Annotated in this window: 15 protein-coding genes; 8 read left to right on the top strand and 7 right to left on the bottom strand. The window is 68.7% G+C overall.

Annotated elements, in window-relative coordinates:
- The first annotated feature begins 13 nt into the window (after positions 1-13).
- Positions 14-1594: a carboxypeptidase-like regulatory domain-containing protein gene (locus BHS09_RS37510; RefSeq protein WP_140800478.1), complete on the top strand. Its 1581-nt coding sequence runs from the start codon at positions 14-16 to the stop codon at positions 1592-1594.
- Positions 1595-1606: 12 nt separating this feature from the next.
- On the opposite strand, the gene BHS09_RS37505 is transcribed toward BHS09_RS37510, so the two are convergent.
- The gene (locus tag BHS09_RS37505) at positions 1607-2926 is read right to left on the bottom strand and encodes a DsbA family protein (RefSeq protein WP_140800477.1); all 1320 of its coding nucleotides are present in this window, start codon (positions 2924-2926) and stop codon (positions 1607-1609) included.
- A gap of 273 nt (positions 2927-3199) precedes the next feature.
- Between BHS09_RS37505 and BHS09_RS37500 the strand changes: the two genes are divergently transcribed.
- The gene (locus BHS09_RS37500) at positions 3200-3838 is read left to right on the top strand and encodes a hypothetical protein (RefSeq protein WP_140800476.1); all 639 of its coding nucleotides are present in this window, start codon (positions 3200-3202) and stop codon (positions 3836-3838) included.
- 69 nt (positions 3839-3907) lie between these two features.
- The gene (locus BHS09_RS37495) at positions 3908-4129 is read left to right on the top strand and encodes a hypothetical protein (RefSeq protein ID WP_237077852.1); all 222 of its coding nucleotides are present in this window, start codon (positions 3908-3910) and stop codon (positions 4127-4129) included.
- An 11-nt stretch (positions 4130-4140) separates the two neighbouring features.
- On the opposite strand, the gene BHS09_RS37490 is transcribed toward BHS09_RS37495, so the two are convergent.
- The gene (locus tag BHS09_RS37490; protein ID WP_140796121.1) at positions 4141-4740 is read right to left on the bottom strand and encodes a CDP-alcohol phosphatidyltransferase family protein; all 600 of its coding nucleotides are present in this window, start codon (positions 4738-4740) and stop codon (positions 4141-4143) included.
- Positions 4741-4857: 117 nt separating this feature from the next.
- Between BHS09_RS37490 and BHS09_RS37485 the strand changes: the two genes are divergently transcribed.
- Complete coding sequence (locus tag BHS09_RS37485; protein ID WP_140800475.1) at positions 4858-5874, top strand: DUF4846 domain-containing protein; 1017 nt, start codon at positions 4858-4860, stop codon at positions 5872-5874.
- 89 nt (positions 5875-5963) lie between these two features.
- Here BHS09_RS37485 and BHS09_RS37480 read toward each other — a convergent pair whose 3' ends face one another.
- The 4 genes from BHS09_RS37480 to BHS09_RS37465 form a co-directional block, all read right to left on the bottom strand.
- Positions 5964-7016 carry a fatty acid desaturase family protein gene (locus tag BHS09_RS37480; protein WP_140796119.1) on the bottom strand — a complete coding sequence of 351 codons (1053 nt, stop codon included), beginning with the start codon at positions 7014-7016 and terminating at the stop codon, positions 5964-5966.
- Between the two features lie 310 nt (positions 7017-7326).
- Positions 7327-8616: a cytochrome P450 gene (locus BHS09_RS37475; protein ID WP_140800474.1), complete on the bottom strand. Its 1290-nt coding sequence runs from the start codon at positions 8614-8616 to the stop codon at positions 7327-7329.
- 381 nt (positions 8617-8997) lie between these two features.
- On the bottom strand, positions 8998-9411 hold the full coding sequence (locus BHS09_RS37470; protein ID WP_171410306.1) for an STAS/SEC14 domain-containing protein: 414 nt from the start codon (positions 9409-9411) through the stop codon (positions 8998-9000).
- Between the two features lie 94 nt (positions 9412-9505).
- The gene (locus BHS09_RS37465; RefSeq protein WP_140796116.1) at positions 9506-9925 is read right to left on the bottom strand and encodes a SpoIIAA family protein; all 420 of its coding nucleotides are present in this window, start codon (positions 9923-9925) and stop codon (positions 9506-9508) included.
- 243 nt (positions 9926-10168) lie between these two features.
- On the opposite strand from BHS09_RS37465, the gene BHS09_RS37460 reads away from it, so the two are divergent.
- The 3 genes from BHS09_RS37460 (at position 10169) to BHS09_RS37450 (ending at position 13252) form a co-directional block, all read left to right on the top strand.
- On the top strand, positions 10169-11449 hold the full coding sequence (locus BHS09_RS37460) for an ABC transporter substrate-binding protein (RefSeq protein WP_140796115.1): 1281 nt from the start codon (positions 10169-10171) through the stop codon (positions 11447-11449).
- A gap of 118 nt (positions 11450-11567) precedes the next feature.
- Entirely contained in the window at positions 11568-12443 is an 876-nt protein-coding gene (locus tag BHS09_RS37455) for a carbohydrate ABC transporter permease (RefSeq protein WP_140800473.1), read from the top strand.
- Complete coding sequence (locus BHS09_RS37450) at positions 12443-13252, top strand: carbohydrate ABC transporter permease (RefSeq protein WP_090495615.1); 810 nt, start codon at positions 12443-12445, stop codon at positions 13250-13252. The genes BHS09_RS37455 and BHS09_RS37450 overlap by 1 nt, the downstream gene beginning before the upstream one ends.
- Positions 13253-13261: 9 nt before the next feature.
- Here the strand turns inward: BHS09_RS37450 and BHS09_RS37445 are convergent, their stop codons facing one another.
- Positions 13262-14113: an RpnC/YadD family protein gene (locus tag BHS09_RS37445; RefSeq protein ID WP_174260622.1), complete on the bottom strand. Its 852-nt coding sequence runs from the start codon at positions 14111-14113 to the stop codon at positions 13262-13264.
- 180 nt (positions 14114-14293) lie between these two features.
- Here BHS09_RS37445 and BHS09_RS37440 point away from each other — a divergent pair, with 180 nt between their 5' ends.
- Positions 14294-17677: a serine/threonine-protein kinase gene (locus BHS09_RS37440; RefSeq protein ID WP_237080073.1), complete on the top strand. Its 3384-nt coding sequence runs from the start codon at positions 14294-14296 to the stop codon at positions 17675-17677.

The raw sequence follows: 17677 nt of genomic DNA, 5'->3' as shown, positions 1-17677 counted from the left end.
TGGGGGCCGTTCAATGATGCACGGGTTTCGCTGGGGCATTGGCCTGAGTGCCATGGCGGCGGTGCTCGGAGGCCTGGGCATGTGGCGCGCGGAGCGGGCGGCGCAGCCGGTGCTCGTGGAGGTGCCCTTTCCGGAGTTCGCGCGGCTCCCCTCCCTGCCGCCGCTCCCCCTGCCGCCGCCGACGATGGATGGCGCGGCGGATTCGATTCGGGTCCGGGCCGTCTCCAAGGACAACGGCACGCCGCTGGCGGGCGCCAGGGTATCCCTCCTCCGAGGACTGTTCACGACTGGCCTGGGACATCAGTTGCCCGACGAGACGGCGCTGACGGACGCGTCGGGCGAGGCGACCTTCATGGCGCCTGGCGCGGGCGTGATGACCGTCTGTGCGCGAGGGGCCGGACACGCCGAGCTCTGTGAGCGGGACGTGGGCGTGGTTGCCGGGGGCTCGCTCTTCGTGGAGTTGAAGCTGCCGCCAGGGGCCGCCGTGGAGGGGCAGGTCCTCCAGCATGACGGGAGGCCGGCGGCGGGTGTCCGGCTGGTCGCGCACGGTGACGCGATGCTGCTGGAGATGACGCCTGTCTGGGCCACGACGGATGCACAGGGGCGCTACACGCTGGATGGCGTGACGCCGGGCTACTCCGTCAGCATGACGCCCTTCTCCCCCGAGGGAGAGGGGCTCAGCCGGTCCGTGGGCGCGGAGCTGACCGCCGGCGAGGTGCGGCGGTTCGACTTCCAACTGGGCGCGTTCGTTCCGGTCACCGTCAAGCCGGTGATGGGGCGCCGGCGTGGGGCGGAGTCGGTGGAGTCCGTCCACGTGAATGTCCAGCTCCGGCCCCAGGAGGACGGCACCTTCACGGGCATCACCGAGTCGGGGCGCCACTCCGTCTCCGTGTGGGGCCGCCGGAACGGGCGGGCGGTGTCGGCACGGAAGGACGTGACGCTGGCGCCCGGTGCTCCGGCGGTCATCGCGTTCCCCTTCTCCGAAATGAAGGAAGGAGGGAAGGTGTGGCCGTGGTTCTCCAGCGACCCTGGCGATTTCGAGGTCTCCGGTCGCGTCTTCCTCCCGGACGGCTCGCCGGTGAAGGGGGCCTGGATTGGGGCACAGACGCCCGGTCCACGGGGGCGGGGGTGTGGCAACTCAGCCGATGAGCATGCGCACGTCCGCTTCGATGGCCCCGAGTTCGTGGTGACGCCCCGGGTGGGCGCGGGGCGAATCTTCGCGTGGCTGCCGGATGGCCGCGCGGGCAGCGCCGTGGTCCGAGGCGGGAAGGGGGAGCGCGTGTCCGTCGACATCCACCTGGAGGAGACGGGCGCCGTCGCCGGGATGATGGATTTCGGCGACGACCACCTCTGGGGCTCCCGCGAGGCAATCACCGTCAACCATGAGTGGGTCGGTGCGTCGCACTACACGTTGTTGGATGGCCGCATCTTCGTGCCGGGGCTGAAGCCGGGCAAACACGTGCTGCGCACCTCTCTTGGGACGGTGGAGTTCAACGTCAACGCCCGCGAGGTGACGAACGTGGGCGTGTTGAGACGGCCGCCGGAGCCGGAGGCCGCGGTCTCTGATTCAGAGGTCGCGGCCTCGGAGCCGTGAGTTGCCGCGTGACTACCGCGCCGCCTTCCGCAGCTCGTCGTCGATGATGGCGCGGAAGTGCTCTACCGGCCGGGCGCCCGTCACCGGACGGCCGTTGATGAAGAACGTGGGCGTGCCCGTGGCGCCCACGCGCATGGCCTGGGCGACGTCCGCGGACACGTGCGCGTCATGCTTGCGCGAGTCCAGCGCCGCGTTGAAGCGGCCCACGTCCAGGCCCACCTGCCGCGCGTAGTCCTCCAGCGACGCCCGGTCCAGCTTGCGCTGGTTGGCGAAGAGCACGTCGTGGAACTCCCAGAACTTGCCCTGCGCGTGCGCCTCCATGGCCGCCTCCGCCGCAATCTGCGCATTCGGGTGCTGCGCCAGGGGCTGGTGCTTGAAGGCCACGCGCAGCTTGCCGGGATACGCGGCCTCCAGCGCCTTCATCGTCGGCACCACGCGGGCGCAGAACGGGCACTCGAAGTCTGAGAAGGCCACCACCGTCACCGGCGCGTCGGCCGGGCCCCGGGACGGCGCGGTGCCCACGTCCACCTGCTGGATGGCCGGCTCTTCGGGCATCATCTGCTGCGTGGGCTGGCTGTCCTTTCCGGCGGAGATGGTGCGTGCGTAGACCTCCACCGGCCGCACGCCCGTCCGGACCAGGGCCTCCGCCTTGCTCAGTTCCTCGTCCACGACGCCCGTGAAGACCTCCAGCGGCTGGGCCCCGCTGATGAAGCGGCCATTCACGTAGAAGGCCGGCGTGCCGGTGGCGCCCAACTGCATCGCCAGTGCCTCGTCCTGGCGGATGCGCTCCGCCAGCCGCGGGTCCGCGCGGTCCTGGTTCCAGCGCGAGATGTTCAGGCCCACCTTCATGGCGTAACGCTCCAGGTCGGCTTCGCTCAGCGCTCGCGAGTTGGTGAAGAGCGCCTCATGCATCTCCCAGAACTTGCCCTGCTCACCCGCCGCCAGCGCCGCCAGCGCCGCCGGCCGCGCGCGCGGGTGGTTGGCCAGCGGGTGGTGCTTCATCACCACGCGCAGCTTGCGGCCATAGCGCTCCTGGAGCTGCTTCACCGTGCCATTCGCACGTGCGCAGAACGGGCATTCGTAGTCGGAGAACTCCACCAGCGTGACGAGCGCGTCCTCCGCTCCCGCCGTCGGCGAGTCATTGACCGGCACCTTGTAGACGGTGGGCGAAATCGGCGCACGCGGACGCGCGCCGGGGGCGGGCGTCTTCGCCGCGAGGTTGGCCGCATGGGCCGTTCCCGTGGCCAGCTCCGTGGGACGCGCCACGCGCCCCCCCACGAAACCCAACGCCAGACCGACACTCAGGCTCACCCAGACAGACGACTTGGACATGGTGTTCTCCAGGAAAAGACACACCCGTGGCGCCGCGGTCCGCCGCGTGACACCACCGGACCAGGCTTGCTCAGGCCCGGCGCCCAGGGAGTGACGCGAGGCGATTTGGAGTTTCAGCGCGGCCTCGAAGAATTTCCGCGCTGCGGGCGGTCCCCATGGGAGCAGGCGGTGGCCCGGCAGGTGGGTGGCTCTCCCAGCGCATCCCGGCCGGGCCGGTGGTTGTCCGTCACCCGGCAGGCCCCACCTTTGAAGCGGAAAGGAGGTCAGGGCTTCATGCTGCGCAAAGCAAGCTTGTGGGTGTTGGGTATCGTGGGGCTGTCCATGCTGCTCTGTGGCGGCGTGGCGACGGCGCAAGGCACACAGCAGGTGCCCGCGCGGACGGAACAGGCGCCAGCAGGACAAGCCCTGACTTCGACGGACGCCGCGGCGCTCCAGCGCGAAGTGGACCAGCTGCGCGCCGAGCTGTTGCAGCTCCGCCAGGAGGTGACGCAGCTCCGGGGGCAAGTCACGGGCACGGGCGGCGCGGGCATTCCTCCAGGCGCGAGGGTGGTGAGTCCTCAGCGGGAAACGGCTGCCCAGCAGGGCACGGGAGGCACCGGCGCTGCGGGCGTCGTCAATGACGTGCCACCTGAGGGCTCGGACGTGCCGTCGCCTCCGGGGACGGCCGTGGTGGATGCCGTCTATACCGGCGTGGTGCGCTCCGTGGGCGATACGGAGGTGGCCATCGCCGTCGGGGATGGTCCGCCGCTGACGCTGCGCGTGGACCCTCGGACGCGGGTGTTCCGGGACGGGCGCAACATCGCCTTGCGGAAGCTCGAGCCCGGCGAGCACGTCCGAGCAGTGGTGAACCTGCTGGATGAAGAGCGGACCATGGAGATTTCCGTGCTCCCCTCCACTCCGGCTGGGAAGTGAGGTGCCAGGCCCATCCACGCTTCGTCAGTCGCACGCCCGATGCTCGTCCCCGAGGGGGAGGTTCCCATCATGTCTGCTTACGACCGTTACCGTGCACTCCTGAACAAGCTGCGGCTCGTCCGCACCCGGCACCCAGAAGGCGACTCACCCGAGGAGGACGGTCTGCTCGACGACATGGATGAAGTCTGGATGGAGATGAGCGAGGGCGAGCGCTCCGCCATCGCCATCGAAAGGGCCCGGGTGCTGGGCCTTCCCGAAGCCCAGCCCGCGGACTCGGCGGCGCAGCCCTGACGCCCGCGGCCCTACTTGCGCACCGGCGGCAGGGAGGAACCCGAGGATGCCGCGCCGGACTCCGGCTTCATCCGCCGCGGTCCGGCGTCCCGCTCCCGGGCCTTCAGCACCGCGTGGGAGTAGTCCACCACCGACGCGAAGGACAGCACGCCGATGAGCGCCACCAGGGGCACCACCGCGGGAGGAAACAGCAGCACGCACAGCAGCGTCACCAGCTGCAAGGAAGTGACGGCCTTGCCCAGCATCCGCGCCTTCAGCTCGACCGAGCGCAACCTGGGCGCCAGGCGAGCGACGAAGAAGCCCACGGTGGTGCCGACGTCGCGCAGCACCAGCAGCAGCACCGCCACCCCGCTGATGAGCCCGTCGAGGTAGCAGACGAGGATGGCCGTCACCATGAAGGCGCGGTCGGCCACCGGGTCGATGAGCGCGCCCAGCCGCGTGGCGAGCCCCTTGTGCCGGGCAATCCACCCATCCAGGAAGTCCGTGAACGCGGCCAGCACCACGAGCCCCGCGCGAACCCAGGCATCCGGGACGAGGATGAAGGCCACCGCCAGGGGCAGCCGGGTCAGCGACAAGGTGTTGAGCAGCGCGAGGCTCGCCTGTCGGCGCATACGACTCAAGGTAGTGCTCGGTCCCAGCCGCGCACGTTCCGGGGGCGGCGAGCGTTCAGCGGTAGACCCACCCCCGGGAACGCGGGGCAGTCAGGGAGCGACTGGGCTCGAGCGAGCATGAGGGAACTCCAGGTCCGTGAGAAACCTCCAACCCACGGCGCCACCTGTCGTGCCGCCCTGACTCCTGGAGATGGCTGCTTCGTGTCCGCGTTCGACTGCTCGCCGTGCTCGTCCTCCTCGTCCTGGCCCGCCACCGAGGGCCGCTTTCGTCCGTGGGCCTGGGCGCTCTTGTGGGCCTTGTGCCTGCTCCCTGTATCCGAGGGGGCAGCGGAGGAGGGCCAGCCCCGGCCCGCGACGCGGGAGGAGCTGGCGCGCTACGCATGGTTGCCGGCCCAGGCGGTGGTGCGCCCCTTGGATGCCGCGGTGGCGCCGCCGGAGGGCTACACGCGGGTGCCGGTGGTGAAGGGGTCCTTCGGGGCCTGGCTGCGAGGCCTTCCGCTGAGGCCGGACGGCACGCCGGTGCTCAGCCACCAGGGTGGGCGGATTCTGGCGTCGGATGACGCGCGGCTGGCGGCGGTGGCGGAGCTGGACGTGGGCACCGCGAACCTCCAGCAGTGCGCGGATTCCGTCATCCGCCTCCATGCGGAGTGGCTCTGGGCCAGCGGCAAGCGGGAGCGCCTCGCCTACCGCTTCACCAGCGGGCACTTGGCGGAGTGGCCTCGGTACGCGGAAGGGGACCGGGCGCGGGTAGCGGGCTCGAAGGTGTCGTGGGTGCGCGGCGCGGCGCCGGATGCCTCACGCGCCAGCTTCCGCACGTGGCTGGACATGGTCTTCACCTACGCGGGCACGCACTCGCTGGAATCCCTCAAGGGGCGGCCTTCGCGCGAAGACGTGCGGCCCGGGGACTTCTTCGTGCTGGGTGGAAGCCCCGGGCACGCGGTGCTGGTGCTGGACGTGGCGGCCAACGCGGCGGGGAAGAAGGTGGCGCTGCTGGGGCAGGGGTTCATGCCCGCGCAGGACTTCCACGTGCTCTCCGCGGGAGGCGACACCGGACCCTGGTTTCCGCTGGAGGGCGAGGACGTGGTGACGCCCTTCTGGAAGCCCTTCCCCTGGTCCTCACTGCGGCGCTTCTGACCGCGGGCCCAAGCCTCGCCGGCCGTCCTGGGTGGAGCCCCCCGGCTACACCTGGACGGCACGGGGCGAGGCCTGGCTCGCGGCAACCCTCACGAGTGGAGCGGCTGGCTCAGACGCGACGGCTGGGCCGCGGCGGCCGCGGCGGCGGAGGCCTCCGGCTCACGCGTGAGGTACTGGATGAGGCTGTTCTCCCTACCCAGGTACGTGTCGAACTGATTCACGCCGTCCTCCAACAGGCCGGCCTTGTCGAGCTGCGCGTGCATGGCGGGCAGGTTGTAGAAGGGCACGGAGGGGAAGGCGTGGTGGGTGAGGTGCAGGTTCACGTTGAGCGGCGCGATGAAGAAGTTCTCCAGCGCGGTGCCCAGCACGTCGCGCGTCTCGCGCGTCTCGTCACCGGACGTCGTCTCCTCGATGGGGTGCTCACCCAGGGCGCGCATCCGGAAGAAGGCCATCATCACCGTCGTCGTCGGCAGCACCCACAAGAGCAGCCAGTGCAGCCACGCGCCCGTCGTCACCAGCACCGTGACGAGCGTGGCCACGTACAGCCAGTAGCGCAGGTGCTCGCCCGCGGAGATGCGGGGCTGGGCGCGGCCCACCAGGCGGCCCCAGTACGTCCAGGGCAGCACCACCTTCAGGTGGTTGGGGGCGTACAGGCCCAGCGCGTCCGCCAGGAAGACGGCCGTGGCGCGCACCGGCGTGCGGGGGAAGTGCCAGGAGGCGTCCACCAGCTGGCCGGCCAGGTACGGGTCCTTCGGCGTATTCACGTAGCGGTGGTGCAGCATGTGCTCGTGCCGGTAGCCCGCCGTCGTCATGTTCAGCGGGAAGGCGCAGAGCAGGTCGCTGACCACGTCCGACACCTTGCGGTTGGACAGGAAGTGGTAGTGCGCCGCCTCGTGCATCAGCGCCAGCAGCGCGTGCTGCCGGGTGGCGATGAGCACCGCCGCCAGCGGCCAGGCCCACCAGCGGTCCACGAATAGAACGAAGGCAAATGCCGCCGCGATGACCAGCCACTGACAGGCCATGGCCCACAGCGCCCGACCATTGTTCACCTTCGACATCTCCCGGGTGATGGCCGCCAGCGCCTTGCGGTCCACTCGGTGCGCGAACTGAATGTCTGCCTCATCCACCACTTGAGCGTACATGTCGGGGGGCTCCTTCTGCTTTACTCGGAAGCAGGGTGTTCCTGGACTCTTTCGCGCGGAAACGGGTGGTGAGGCAAGAAAATTCTTTCTGGAATGCACGCATTCCAGAGTGAGCGCGCCTGTTCGGGTCATCCTGTACCCCATGGGGGTCTGATTTGTCCCGCCCATTCACTCCAAGTGGGGTGGGTTTCTACCCTTCTTTGTAGGAAATCGTCCGCTCGGCGCTGGAAGTCATGGGGCTCCGGACATGACAAGGGCCTGGAGACCGGTGTCGGTCGCCAGGCCCTCGTTCACTCCCGGGAGGGTGGGCTCAGGTGGGGGTCCACTCCACCTTCAGGTGCTTCATCTGCCGCAGCACCAGGCTCTGCCAGGTGCCGAAGTCCTGGCCGGGGACGAGCTTCGGGTCCGGCAGCCGGTCCAGGAGGATGTTCGTCGTGATTTCGAACTGGAGCCGGGCCAGGGGTGCGCCCAGGCAGAAGTGGGTGCCGCGGCCGTAGGTGAGGTGCTGCGGCACCTTCTCCCGGTCCACGTCCAGCTTGCTGGAATGGGGGCAGAGGGATTCGTCCCGGCTGCCGGCGGCGAAGAGGAGCAGCAGGCGCGAGCCCTGGGGAATCTTCACCCCGCTCAGCTCCACGTCCTCCTTCGCGGTGCGAATCATGGCGTGGGAGACGGAGTCGTAGCGGCTGGACTCCTCGAGGAACTTCGGCACCAGGTCGCGGTTGTCGCGCAGCCGCTGCCACAGGCCATGCTGCAGGGCCAGCTTCCAGGCGTTGGCCATCAGCGCGGTGGTGGACTCATGGCCGGCCGACAGCATGGACGCGCCCACGGCCATGACCAGCTCGTGCATGCTCAGCGCCTCGCCGTCGCTCTCCACGGCCACCAGGTAGCTGGTGAGGTCCTCCTGCGGGTTCTTCTTCCGGTCCTCGATGAGGCGGATGCAGTACTGCTGGAACTCGATGACGCCCTTCGCCATCTCCACTTGGAGCTCGGGGGCCACGTACTCGAAGACGAGCTGCTGCCAGTCGGAGCTCCAGCGCTTGATCTTCCAGACGTCCTCTTGCGGCACGCCCATGACGCCGAGGATGACGTGGACGGGGAGCGGCCAGGCGAGCTGCTGCACCAGGTCCGCCTGACCGTCCTGGGCGAAGCGGTCCACCAGGGTGGTGGCCATCTCCTGGATGAAGGGGCCCATGCCGGCGATGCGCTGCGCGGTGAAGCCCCGGTTCATCAGGCGGCGCAGGCGGGTGTGCTCGGGGGGGTCCATGCCCAGCAGCACGTGCGCGGTGGGGAAGCCCTGGTCCAGGATGGCCTTGGCCTCGTCCGTGAGGTGGGTGCCGCTCGCCAGCATGTCCCGGTTGGAGTACTGCGCCGGGCTCTTCAGCACCTGGGAGATGTCCTCGTAGCGGCTGACCAGCCACATGTTCAGCATGGGGCTGAAGCTGACGGGCTCGTCCTTGCGCAGCTTCTCGAAGAAGGCGTGCGGGTCCTCCGCGTGGGGGCCCGTGAACGGGTTGTACTGGGCACCCAGGTGGGGACAACGGCCCGCGGACGCGTGGGCTGGAACTCCGGTCTCTTCCTGCTTTTGCACGGACACAGGCATGGCGTGGCTCGCCAGACGAGCGCGGCCCCCCCGGCACGCGGTTCGTCTGCAACGGGTGAATGGCAATGGAGGGGCCAGGCCCCTACAGGCGGTGGGTCAGGGGTGTGGGGAGCCAGCGAGGAACGACCGGGCAGGGTGGGGCTCCCCTAATCCGCCTATACAACGAATCCTGGCTTTATTGCCAATAAGGGCACACTTTTTCATCTTCACTGGTTTTTAGTATTGACGTTTGATTCCAGTAAAAATGCGACCAGGGCCGGACAGTGTGCGGAAGTTCACTCAGAGCGTGCCATTCGGGCGGACTGAGGGCGCACCTGGAGCGTGCCCACCGGGTGGGGTGGTCAGGACTCCAGGGCATGAGGGGGGAAATAGGGCGGAGGCTCAGCCCAGCTTCTTCTTGTTCTTCTGGCGGTGCTGCGCCACCCAGGCGCGCGCCTCTTCGTGGTCCTTCACGAAGGTCGTCTCGAAGCGCGCCTTGCCGGTGAAGAGCATGCCCAGCGCGATGACCTTGCCGAAGGTCTGCTGCACCACGTCCGCGCCGACGTACACGGTGCCCTTGAACCAGTCCGCCTTGCCGTTCTCCGACAGGTAGCGCCGAGGCTCCGCGCCCAACTGGGAGCGGCCGATGTCGGCGATCAGGTAGTAGGGCCCGTATTGCTGGGCAATCTCCCCGTACACGTCGACCGCGCGCTTGATTTCATCCAGGTCGATGGGACCGACGAAGGTCGCCTGCACGACGTCGGGCGCCTCATAGCGCACCGAGTGGGAACCGAATTTCCATTCCAGTTGCTGCATGTCACTCCCTCCAGAAACCCTGGTGAGCATAACGCCCACCAGGGAATAGCGCGAGATGCATGCCTGTCAATTTGGGCGTGGAATTCCTGACCCGCTAGCCTGCTTTGCTCTTGAGGCGGAGCCGGTGCTGGGCCACCCAGGCGCGGGCTTCGTCCTGCGTCTTCACGAACACCGTCTCGAAGGTCGACTTGCCGGTGAAGAGCAGCGCCAGGGCAATGGCCTTGACGAAGGTCTGCATGACGATGTCGGCGCCGACGTAGAGGATGGCGTGGTACCAGTCGGAGCTGGCCTTCTCCGACATGTACCGGCGTCCGGCCGCTTCGAGCTGCGAGCGGCCGATATCCGCGATGAGGTAGTACTGGCCATGGTCGGTGGCCGTCTGTTGGTAGAGCGTCACCGTCTCCTTCACCTCTTCCAGGGTGATGAGGCCGTTGAACTCCGCGACCAGGGTGTCTGGCTCCTCGAAGTGGGCCCGGTGGGCTCCGCACTGCCAATCCCGAGGCTGCTGTTTCATCGCTTCCCCCTCCCAGTTGTTCCTGCCTGGGGGAGAATACCGCTCAGGCAGCCTCCAAGCGAATCGTGGCTCTCCCTTGGTTCATGATGACTCATCGGGCGTGATTGTCTTTGCGCGACGTGCCTGGATGTCTGGAAAGTTTGTTTTCATTCAGTGCGCCAGACTTCCGGGATGTTGACGCGCGGACCGACCACGGATTCCCGGGCTTGACGGGGGTGGGGGTGGCTGGAGTCATGCCCGCGCATGAGACGCGTCTCCTCCATCGTGCTCGCGCTGGGCCTCGTCGTGGGCCTGGGCGTCTGGGGCTGCCGGCGGCAGGACGCGTCGGGCGAGGCCGGGGGACGCACGCGGCTGGTCTTCAAGTATCAGCCGCTGTGGGGGCCGCCGGAGCCGTTCCGCGAGCTGCTGGCGCGCTTCGAGCGTGAGAATCCGGAGGTGGAGCTCGTCACGGAGGCGCTGCCCAACGCGTCCGACCTGGCGCACCAGTTCTTCCTCACGTCGCTGGAGGGTGGGGCGAGGGATTTCGACGTGCTGGTGGCGGACGTCGTCTGGGTGCCCGAGTTCGCTCGCGCGGGGTGGATCGCGGACCTGTCCGCGGAGTTCCCGCCCGAGCAACTGCGTGAGGACTTCTTCCCCGGCCCCGTGGAGGCCGTGGTGGTGGAGGGGCGCACGTATGCGGTGCCCTGGTACCTGGACGTGGGGGTGCTCTACTTCCGCACGGACCTGGTGCCGCGCGCGCCGCGCACCTACGCGGAGCTGGAGCGCTTCGCGCGCGAGGCGATGGCGAAGACGCCCGGGCTCCAGGGCTACGTGTGGCAGGGGCGGCAGTACGAAGGACTGTCTTGCAATGTGTACGAGGCGCTGTGGGGGCACGGCGGCCGGGCGCTGTCGGAGGATGGGCGGGTGCTCTTGGATGACGCGCCCGCGCGCGAGGCGCTCGCGTATCTGCGAGGGCTGGTGGAGCGCGGGGTGTCGCCCGCGACGGTGACGGGCTTCTCGGAGGAGGAGTCGCGGCGGGTGTTCCAGGAAGGGCGCGCGGTGTTCATGCGCAACTGGCCGTATGCGTGGAGCGAGGCGCAGAAGCCGGACTCGCCCATTCGCGGCAAGGTGGGCATCGCCCCGCTGCCGACGGTGAGCGGTGAGCCGGGTTCGGGGGCGCTGGGCGGGTGGCAGCTGGCCGTGAATGCCCATGTGTCGCCGGAGCGGCGGAAGCTGGCGGCGCGGCTGATTGCGCACCTCACGTCCCCGGAGGCCAACCGGGTGCTGGCGCTGAACTACGCGCGCAACCCGCCTCGGCCCGCCGTGTACCAGGATGCGCGTCTGCGCGAGGAGGCGCCGTTCATCGCCGGGCTGCTGCCCATGGTGGAGCGCGCGAAGCCTCGGCCGGTGACGCCGTACTACAACCTGATTTCGGATGTGCTCCAGAGCGAGTTCTCCGCCGCCGTGGCCGGGCTGCGCACGCCCGAGGCCGCGCTGAAGCGCGCGCAGCGGCAGGTGGACCACCTGACGGGGGAGGGGCCGTGAGCACGCACCGTTTCAGCGGAGGAGGGCGGCGGCGCGCTGGCACGATGACGGCGGGTGGTGGCGCCCTGCGTGCGTGCGGCTCGCGGGTGGGGATGGCCCCTCCGGGGGAGGCGCGGCGATGAATCCAAGGGGCTCGCTGGCGCGGGAGCGGAGGCAGGCGTACCTGCTGGTGGCGCCGGCGGTGCTGGTGTTGGGGGGCGTGGCGCTGTACCCCATCCTCGCCGCGGTGTGGCTGAGCCTGCACCGCTTCATCCTCGTCTTCGGCGAGCGGCGCTTCACGGGGCTGGAGAACTACGCGTACCTGATGGGGGACTCGCGCTTCTGGGCGGCGCTGGGAAACACGGCGTACTTCACGGCGGTGGCGGTGACGGTGGAGTTGCTGCTCGCGGTGCCGCTGGCGTTGCTGCTCCAGAAGGCGTTCCCTGGAAGGGGGCTGCTGCGCGCGTCGGTGCTGGTGCCGTGGGCGATTCCCACCGTGGTGAGCGCTCGGCTGTGGGCGTGGATGTTCAACCCCGAGTACGGCGTCATCAACCGGCTGTTGCCCGGGCAGGACATCAACTGGTTGGGGGCACCAGGGTATGCGTTGCACGCGGCCATCCTGGTGGACGTGTGGAAGACGACGCCCTTCGTGGCGCTGTTGGTGCTCGCGGGCCTGCAAGGCATCTCCGAGGACCTGTACAAGGCGGCGCGGGTGGACGGGGCCTCGCCGTGGCGGACCTTTGTCTCGATAACGCTGCCGCTGCTCAAACCGGCGCTGCTGTTGGCGTTGCTGTTCCGTTCGCTCGATGCGTTCCGGGTGTTCGACGCCATCTACGTGCTGACGGAGGGCGGGCCGGCGAACACGACGGAGACGCTGAGCATCTACGCGTACAAGACGCTGATGCGTTCAGGGGACTTCGGGTACGGGAGCACGCTGTCGGTGGCGACCTTCCTGTGCGTGGTGTTGCTGGCGGCGGTGTGGCTGCGGCTGTTGGGGCGAGAGGAGGCGGCGTGATGAAGAGGCCGGGACTGGGCACCGCGCTGGCGGTGGTGGCGTTCCTGACCTTCTTCCTGGGGCCCTTCTGCTGGCAGGTGCTGACGAGCCTGTGGCCGGATGGCGAGCTGACCCGGCCGTGGCCCTCGCACCTGACGCTGGAGAACTACGCGAGCGTCCTGTGGGGGCGGCCCTTCCTGCGCGTGGTGTTGAACTCGCTGGTGGTGGCGGCGCTGACCACGGGCTTCTGTCTCACGGTGGGCGCCGCGGCGGCGTTCGCCCTGGCGAAGCTGGAGTTCCGTGGCAAGGGGTTGCTGCTGAGCGCGGCGCTGGCAGTGAGCATGTTCCCGCCGATTGCCACGGTGAGTCCGCTGTATCTGATTCTACGCACGGTGGGGCTGCGAGACAGCCTGGTGGGACTGGCATTGCCGTATGCGACGTTTGCCTTACCCCTGACGCTGTGGGTGCTGACGTCGTTCTTCCGGGCGCTGCCCGACGAGCTCTACCGCGCCGCGCGCGTGGATGGCTGCACGCCGTTCCAGGCCTTCCGGCAGGTGTTGCTGCCCCTGGCCGCGCCGGGGCTGGCGACGACGGCCATTCTTGTCTTCATCTTCGCGTGGAATGAATTCCTCTACGCGCTGACGTTCCTCTCCACGCCGGAGAAGCGCACCGTGCCCGTGGCCATCAGCCTGTTCGCCAGCGAGTACCGTGAGCCCTGGGGGGAGATTGCCGCGGCCTCCGTGGTGGCCACGCTGCCCCTGGTGGCGCTCACGGTGCTGTTCCAGCGGCGGATTGTGTCCGGGCTTACGGCGGGGGCGGTGAAGGAGTAGCGGGCGGGTTCAGTGGCCCTGGCGCGTGAGGATGGCGCGCAGCTCGGTGGCCGCGATGTCCGGGGTGGTGACGGCCTTGTTGACGAGGGACTCGAGGGCGGGCGCGTCCAACAGTGCGAGCAACTCACTGGCATCGGAAGGAAGCGTAAGGCCTCGGGCTTCGGCGAAGGTCAGCAGGAGCTGACTCCAAAGGCGGGTTCTCTCCTTCGCGCGTTGCTCTTCCCAGAACGGTGAATCAATCATGATGTCCCTCAGGCGATGACTGAGCCTGTCCTGCCCGAACCGGCGGGATGCCAGCGTGCCGAGTACCACGAGCAAGTCTAGGCGTTCCTCCGTCGAAAGGCTCGGTGCCTGACGGATCCGGGACTCGGCCCAGGCGATTCGTTCGGGCCCCGTGCATGATTCCAGGACAGAGAGGGGAAGCAGGGCGGCAGCCGTTTGCAGGGTGGGCTGGAGGTAGTCCACTTCCCAAAGGCGGACCACCTGGAAGTCGAAGGTGAGGACGCGGATTCCGGGGCACTCGAAACCATATGGAGGTGGCGAACCCTCTGCCTCAGGCGTGAGGTAGATGGCGACCGGAAGCACGGGGAGTTTTTCCCGGCGGTGGATGCGGACTGTGTAGTCGAGCAGTCGCGCCGCGAAGTGCGGGTCTGCCTGGGCCTGGATTTCAACGTCCACCGCGAAGCGCGCTCCATGGGCTTCCACGACTATGACCGTGTCCGCGCGCAGCTCGGACTGTGGAAGGCTGGAGTCCGCCATTCTGATGAAGTCCGGGGGCTGGCCACCGAAGAGGAGCAGCAACAGTTGCTCGGGATGGCCTTGCACCAGCCTGCGCAGGATGAGGTCGAAGACGGTGGTCATGAAGTGTAGAGACCCTAAAGGTAGGGGCTGACAAGGGCTCCTTCGTAAGTACAGGCGGGGTGCGGAAGACCCTGGCTTGGTTTCTGGATTGAGCGTGAATCCAGAGGTGTCAAGGACTGGACTGGAAATGCCCATGCGGCGCAGGCTCTCGCAGTCTTGATTCAGTCAGCTCCAACCCGGATGGGCCCCTATCGGCTGCTGCGCCTGATCGGCAGTGGTGGCATGGGACAGGTCTTCGCGGCGGTCCACGAGAGCGTGGGCAATCAGGTGGCCTTGAAGGTGCTGTCCTCCTCGGCGGCGAAGGAGAACCCACAGCGCTTGGCGCGCTTCCTTCGAGAGGCACGGGCACTGGCGCTGCTCGAGCATCCGGGCGTCGTCCGCATCCTCCATTTCGACCGCGTCGACGACACAGCGTATCTGGTCATGGAGCACTTGCAGGGCCAGTCGCTCAGGCAGTGGATGCAAGCTCAGTCGAGCATTCCATTGTCCTCCGCCCTGGCCATCTGTGAGCAGATCGCCGCCACCATGGTGGATGTTCACGCCAACGCCATCGTCCACCGGGATTTGAAGCCAGAGAACATCTTCCTGTGCCCGGACCCCACGCTGGCGTCTGGCCATCAGGTCAAGCTGCTGGACTTCGGCATCGCCAAGGTTCCGGAGGGCCCGGAGGACCTGCAGGCCACGCAGGTCCATACGCACGAAGCCGCGCTCATCGGGACGTTCCGTTACATGGCGCCGGAGCAGTTCCTGAGCGCCGCGAAGGTGGAGGGGGCCGCGGATGTCTACGCGTTGGGCGTCGTCCTCTTCGAGTTACTCGCGGGCCGGGCTCCATTCGACGCGGACGAGCCGGTGCTGGTCATGGCCGCGCATCAGCGTGAGGTGCCGCCGTCCCTGAAGCAGTTCGTGCCGGCCGTGCCCGCGGCGCTTGCCTCGTTCGTCGCGGACATGCTGGAGAAGCAGCCCGCGGCGCGCCCCGACATGAAGCGTTGCCGTGCCATGTTCGAGCGCTCCTGGACGTGGGAGGCGGACGTGTGTCCGGTCCCTGGCCTCGCGCCCTTCACGGAGGCGCACGCGGAGCTCTTCTTCGGCCGGAAGGAGGAGACCCGGGCGTTGCTCGAACGCGTGGAGGAGGCGCGGCTGGGGACCCTGCGCTGGGTGCAGATGGAGGGGCCGAGCGGGGTTGGGAAGTCCTCGCTCATCCAGGCCGCGCTGCTGCCGGAGCTGAAGACGCTGTCTTCCGACGCGGGGCCACGATGGCTCATCGCCACCATGCGGCCTTCGGATACGCCGCTGCGTCACCTCGCGGAGGCGCTCTCCGCCGCGTATGCGGCCGTTGGCGTCGCCGGGCTGCGCGACGACATCGAGGCGTCCCTTCGGAGCGGTCCGGTCGCCCTCCACGATTTCGTCACGGCGCATACGCCCAAGGCGTGCCGTCTCCTCCTGGTCCTGGAGCCGATGGAGGAGTTGTTCACGTTGGGCAGCGCCGAACTGGCAGCGGTGGATGCCTTGCTTTCGACCGCGCTCGCCGCGCCGGAGACGCCGCTGCGGCTCTTCACGAGCCTTCGCAGCGACTTCATCCACCGGATCGAGCAGATGCCTTCGCTCCCGCACCACCTCCACGCCGCGGCTCGTCTTCCGCTGCTGCCCATGGGCGACGAGGCCTTGTCGCAGGTCGTCCTGGGGATGGCGAGCCGTGCGAGGCTTCGGCTCAGCGAGGGGCTCGCCGAGCGGATGGTGCGGGACGTCCGGAGCGAAGGCGGACGCCTCCCATTGCTGGGGCACACCTTGCAGAGCATGTGGACGCTCAGCGGAGGCGCGCCGCTGACGCACGAGCACTACGAGCGGCTGGGGGGCGTCGGAGGGGCGCTGGCCCTCCAGGCGGAGGCGCTGCTGGAGCGACTGGGCGTGGAGGGCAAGCAGCGGGCGAAGTGGCTCCTCCTGGAGTTGGTGCAGGTGGGGCGCGGCACGGCGGATACACGCCGCCCTCGTTCCCGGAAAGACGTGCTCGCGGCGGCGGGAAATGACGCCCTGGCCGAAGAGGTGCTCCATCGGCTGTCTGGAATCCCGTCGGGGCCGTCCCCCTCGGAGCACGCGGGACTTCGACTCATCATGCTCTCGGGGGAGGTCACTCCGTCCCTCCAGCGTGTGGAGCTGGTGCATGAGACCTTGCTGCACCGGGTTCCATCGCTCGCGTCCTGGCTGGAGCAGGAGCGAGTCCTATTGGAGCGGCAGTCGGACCTGGAAGGTGTGGCGAGCGCCTGGGAGCAGGCGCGGCGGCCTCTGGAGGGGCTCCCCACCGGGACGTTGCTGGAGCACTACCGGCGAGGCTTCGACACCCCAGTCCGCTGGGACGCGCCCGCCCTCAGCCAACGCGCTCAGGACTTCCTCCGGGCGGCGGAGCGACTGTCCCGTCGTCGCGTCCACCGCCGGCGGCTCCTCCTGGGGCTGGCGGCGCTCGCGAGCGTGGCGATCCTCTTCTACGCGGTGCGGGCCGAGCAGGAGCGGCAACATGCGGAGGCGAACCTCCGGCGGCTCGTCCAGGTGGCCGACAGCATCTCTGGGGGAGCGGATTGGAACTTGAGCCGGTTGGCCCACACGCTCGCCCTCCGTCACAAGCTGCTGATGGACCTGAATGTGTCCCTGGCGTCTTTGCCGATGTCCGAGCAGGCGCGGCGTGAGGCGCGCCTGGCCTCCATTCGCGTCACTCACCGGCTGGGGGATGTTGCCTACTACGACGGCTCCCTGGCCGAAGCCGAAAGCCGGTTGACCGGTGCGCTTCGAACGATTCGCGCCGGGCTCGGCGACTGGCCCGCTGACGAAGACCTGCAATGGGAACTCGCGCTCAACGACTCCAAGCTGGGCAAGGTCGCCATGGCGCGTGGAGACTGGGACCTGGCGGGTGTGCACCTTCTGGCGTCCCTGCGATACATGGAGGCGCAGCCTCTGGAGGGGGCCTCCGCGGTTGATGCCCGGCGAAGCCTCGCGGTGAGCCTGTCGGAGCGCGCGGAGCTCGAATGGGCGAAGGGGCGCCTGGAGGAGGCCGCCGCCCTGTTCAACCGCGCCATCGCGCTGCACGAGCTGAACACTGAACCCTACAACGAGGCGCTGCTAGCGGTGGCGCTCGCGCAGCGGGGCGAGGTTGCCATCCAGGCCGGGGAGTTCGCTGCCGCGGAGCAACTCCTCCGCAGGGCGCGGCGGACCGCGGAGCAATGCTTCGCTGTTCGAGGTGGCGAGCAGTTCTTTCGTTGGACCTTGGGGCGGACCCTGGTGGCGGAGGGACGGCTGCACTTCGAGAGGCGTCGTCTGGCCGAGGCGGCGGCGAGCTACGCCGAGGCACGGCGGTTGGGTCAGGAGTTGCTCGAGGGAGAGCCCCCCAACAAGCGGTTCGCCCTCATGTACGCAGGCGCGCTCCAGGGCAGCGAGGACGTGGGGCGCGCCATGGGACAGGATGGCGAGGGGCAGGCGTCGCGTCAGCGGCGGTGTACCCTGGTGAAGCGTTTCCTGGCGCAGGACCCGGAGGACGTGCGCTTCCGAGCCCTGTCATGTGAAGACAACACGCCATAA

The organism is Myxococcus xanthus (assembly GCF_006402735.1).
In the GTDB taxonomy this organism is placed as follows: Bacteria; Myxococcota; Myxococcia; order Myxococcales; family Myxococcaceae; genus Myxococcus; species Myxococcus xanthus_A.
The sequence above is the reverse complement of the archived record's forward strand: the minus strand, read 5'-3'. Positions and strand labels throughout refer to the sequence as shown.

Excerpts from the sequence above, each read along its gene's own strand:
- BHS09_RS37510 (WP_140800478.1), top strand. The coding sequence starts at position 14 with ATGATGCACGGGTTTCGCTGGGGCATTGGCCTGAGTGCCATGGCGGCG.
- BHS09_RS37505 (WP_140800477.1), bottom strand. The coding sequence starts at position 2,926 with ATGTCCAAGTCGTCTGTCTGGGTGAGCCTGAGTGTCGGTCTGGCGTTG.
- BHS09_RS37500 (WP_140800476.1), top strand. The coding sequence starts at position 3,200 with ATGCTGCGCAAAGCAAGCTTGTGGGTGTTGGGTATCGTGGGGCTGTCC.
- BHS09_RS37495 (WP_237077852.1), top strand. The coding sequence starts at position 3,908 with ATGTCTGCTTACGACCGTTACCGTGCACTCCTGAACAAGCTGCGGCTC.
- BHS09_RS37490 (WP_140796121.1), bottom strand. The coding sequence starts at position 4,740 with ATGCGCCGACAGGCGAGCCTCGCGCTGCTCAACACCTTGTCGCTGACC.
- BHS09_RS37485 (WP_140800475.1), top strand. The coding sequence starts at position 4,858 with ATGAGGGAACTCCAGGTCCGTGAGAAACCTCCAACCCACGGCGCCACC.
- BHS09_RS37480 (WP_140796119.1), bottom strand. The coding sequence starts at position 7,016 with ATGTACGCTCAAGTGGTGGATGAGGCAGACATTCAGTTCGCGCACCGA.
- BHS09_RS37475 (WP_140800474.1), bottom strand. The coding sequence starts at position 8,616 with ATGCCTGTGTCCGTGCAAAAGCAGGAAGAGACCGGAGTTCCAGCCCAC.
- BHS09_RS37470 (WP_171410306.1), bottom strand. The coding sequence starts at position 9,411 with ATGCAGCAACTGGAATGGAAATTCGGTTCCCACTCGGTGCGCTATGAG.
- BHS09_RS37465 (WP_140796116.1), bottom strand. The coding sequence starts at position 9,925 with ATGAAACAGCAGCCTCGGGATTGGCAGTGCGGAGCCCACCGGGCCCAC.
- BHS09_RS37460 (WP_140796115.1), top strand. The coding sequence starts at position 10,169 with ATGAGACGCGTCTCCTCCATCGTGCTCGCGCTGGGCCTCGTCGTGGGC.
- BHS09_RS37455 (WP_140800473.1), top strand. The coding sequence starts at position 11,568 with ATGAATCCAAGGGGCTCGCTGGCGCGGGAGCGGAGGCAGGCGTACCTG.
- BHS09_RS37450 (WP_090495615.1), top strand. The coding sequence starts at position 12,443 with ATGAAGAGGCCGGGACTGGGCACCGCGCTGGCGGTGGTGGCGTTCCTG.
- BHS09_RS37445 (WP_174260622.1), bottom strand. The coding sequence starts at position 14,113 with ATGACCACCGTCTTCGACCTCATCCTGCGCAGGCTGGTGCAAGGCCAT.
- BHS09_RS37440 (WP_237080073.1), top strand. The coding sequence starts at position 14,294 with ATGGGCCCCTATCGGCTGCTGCGCCTGATCGGCAGTGGTGGCATGGGA.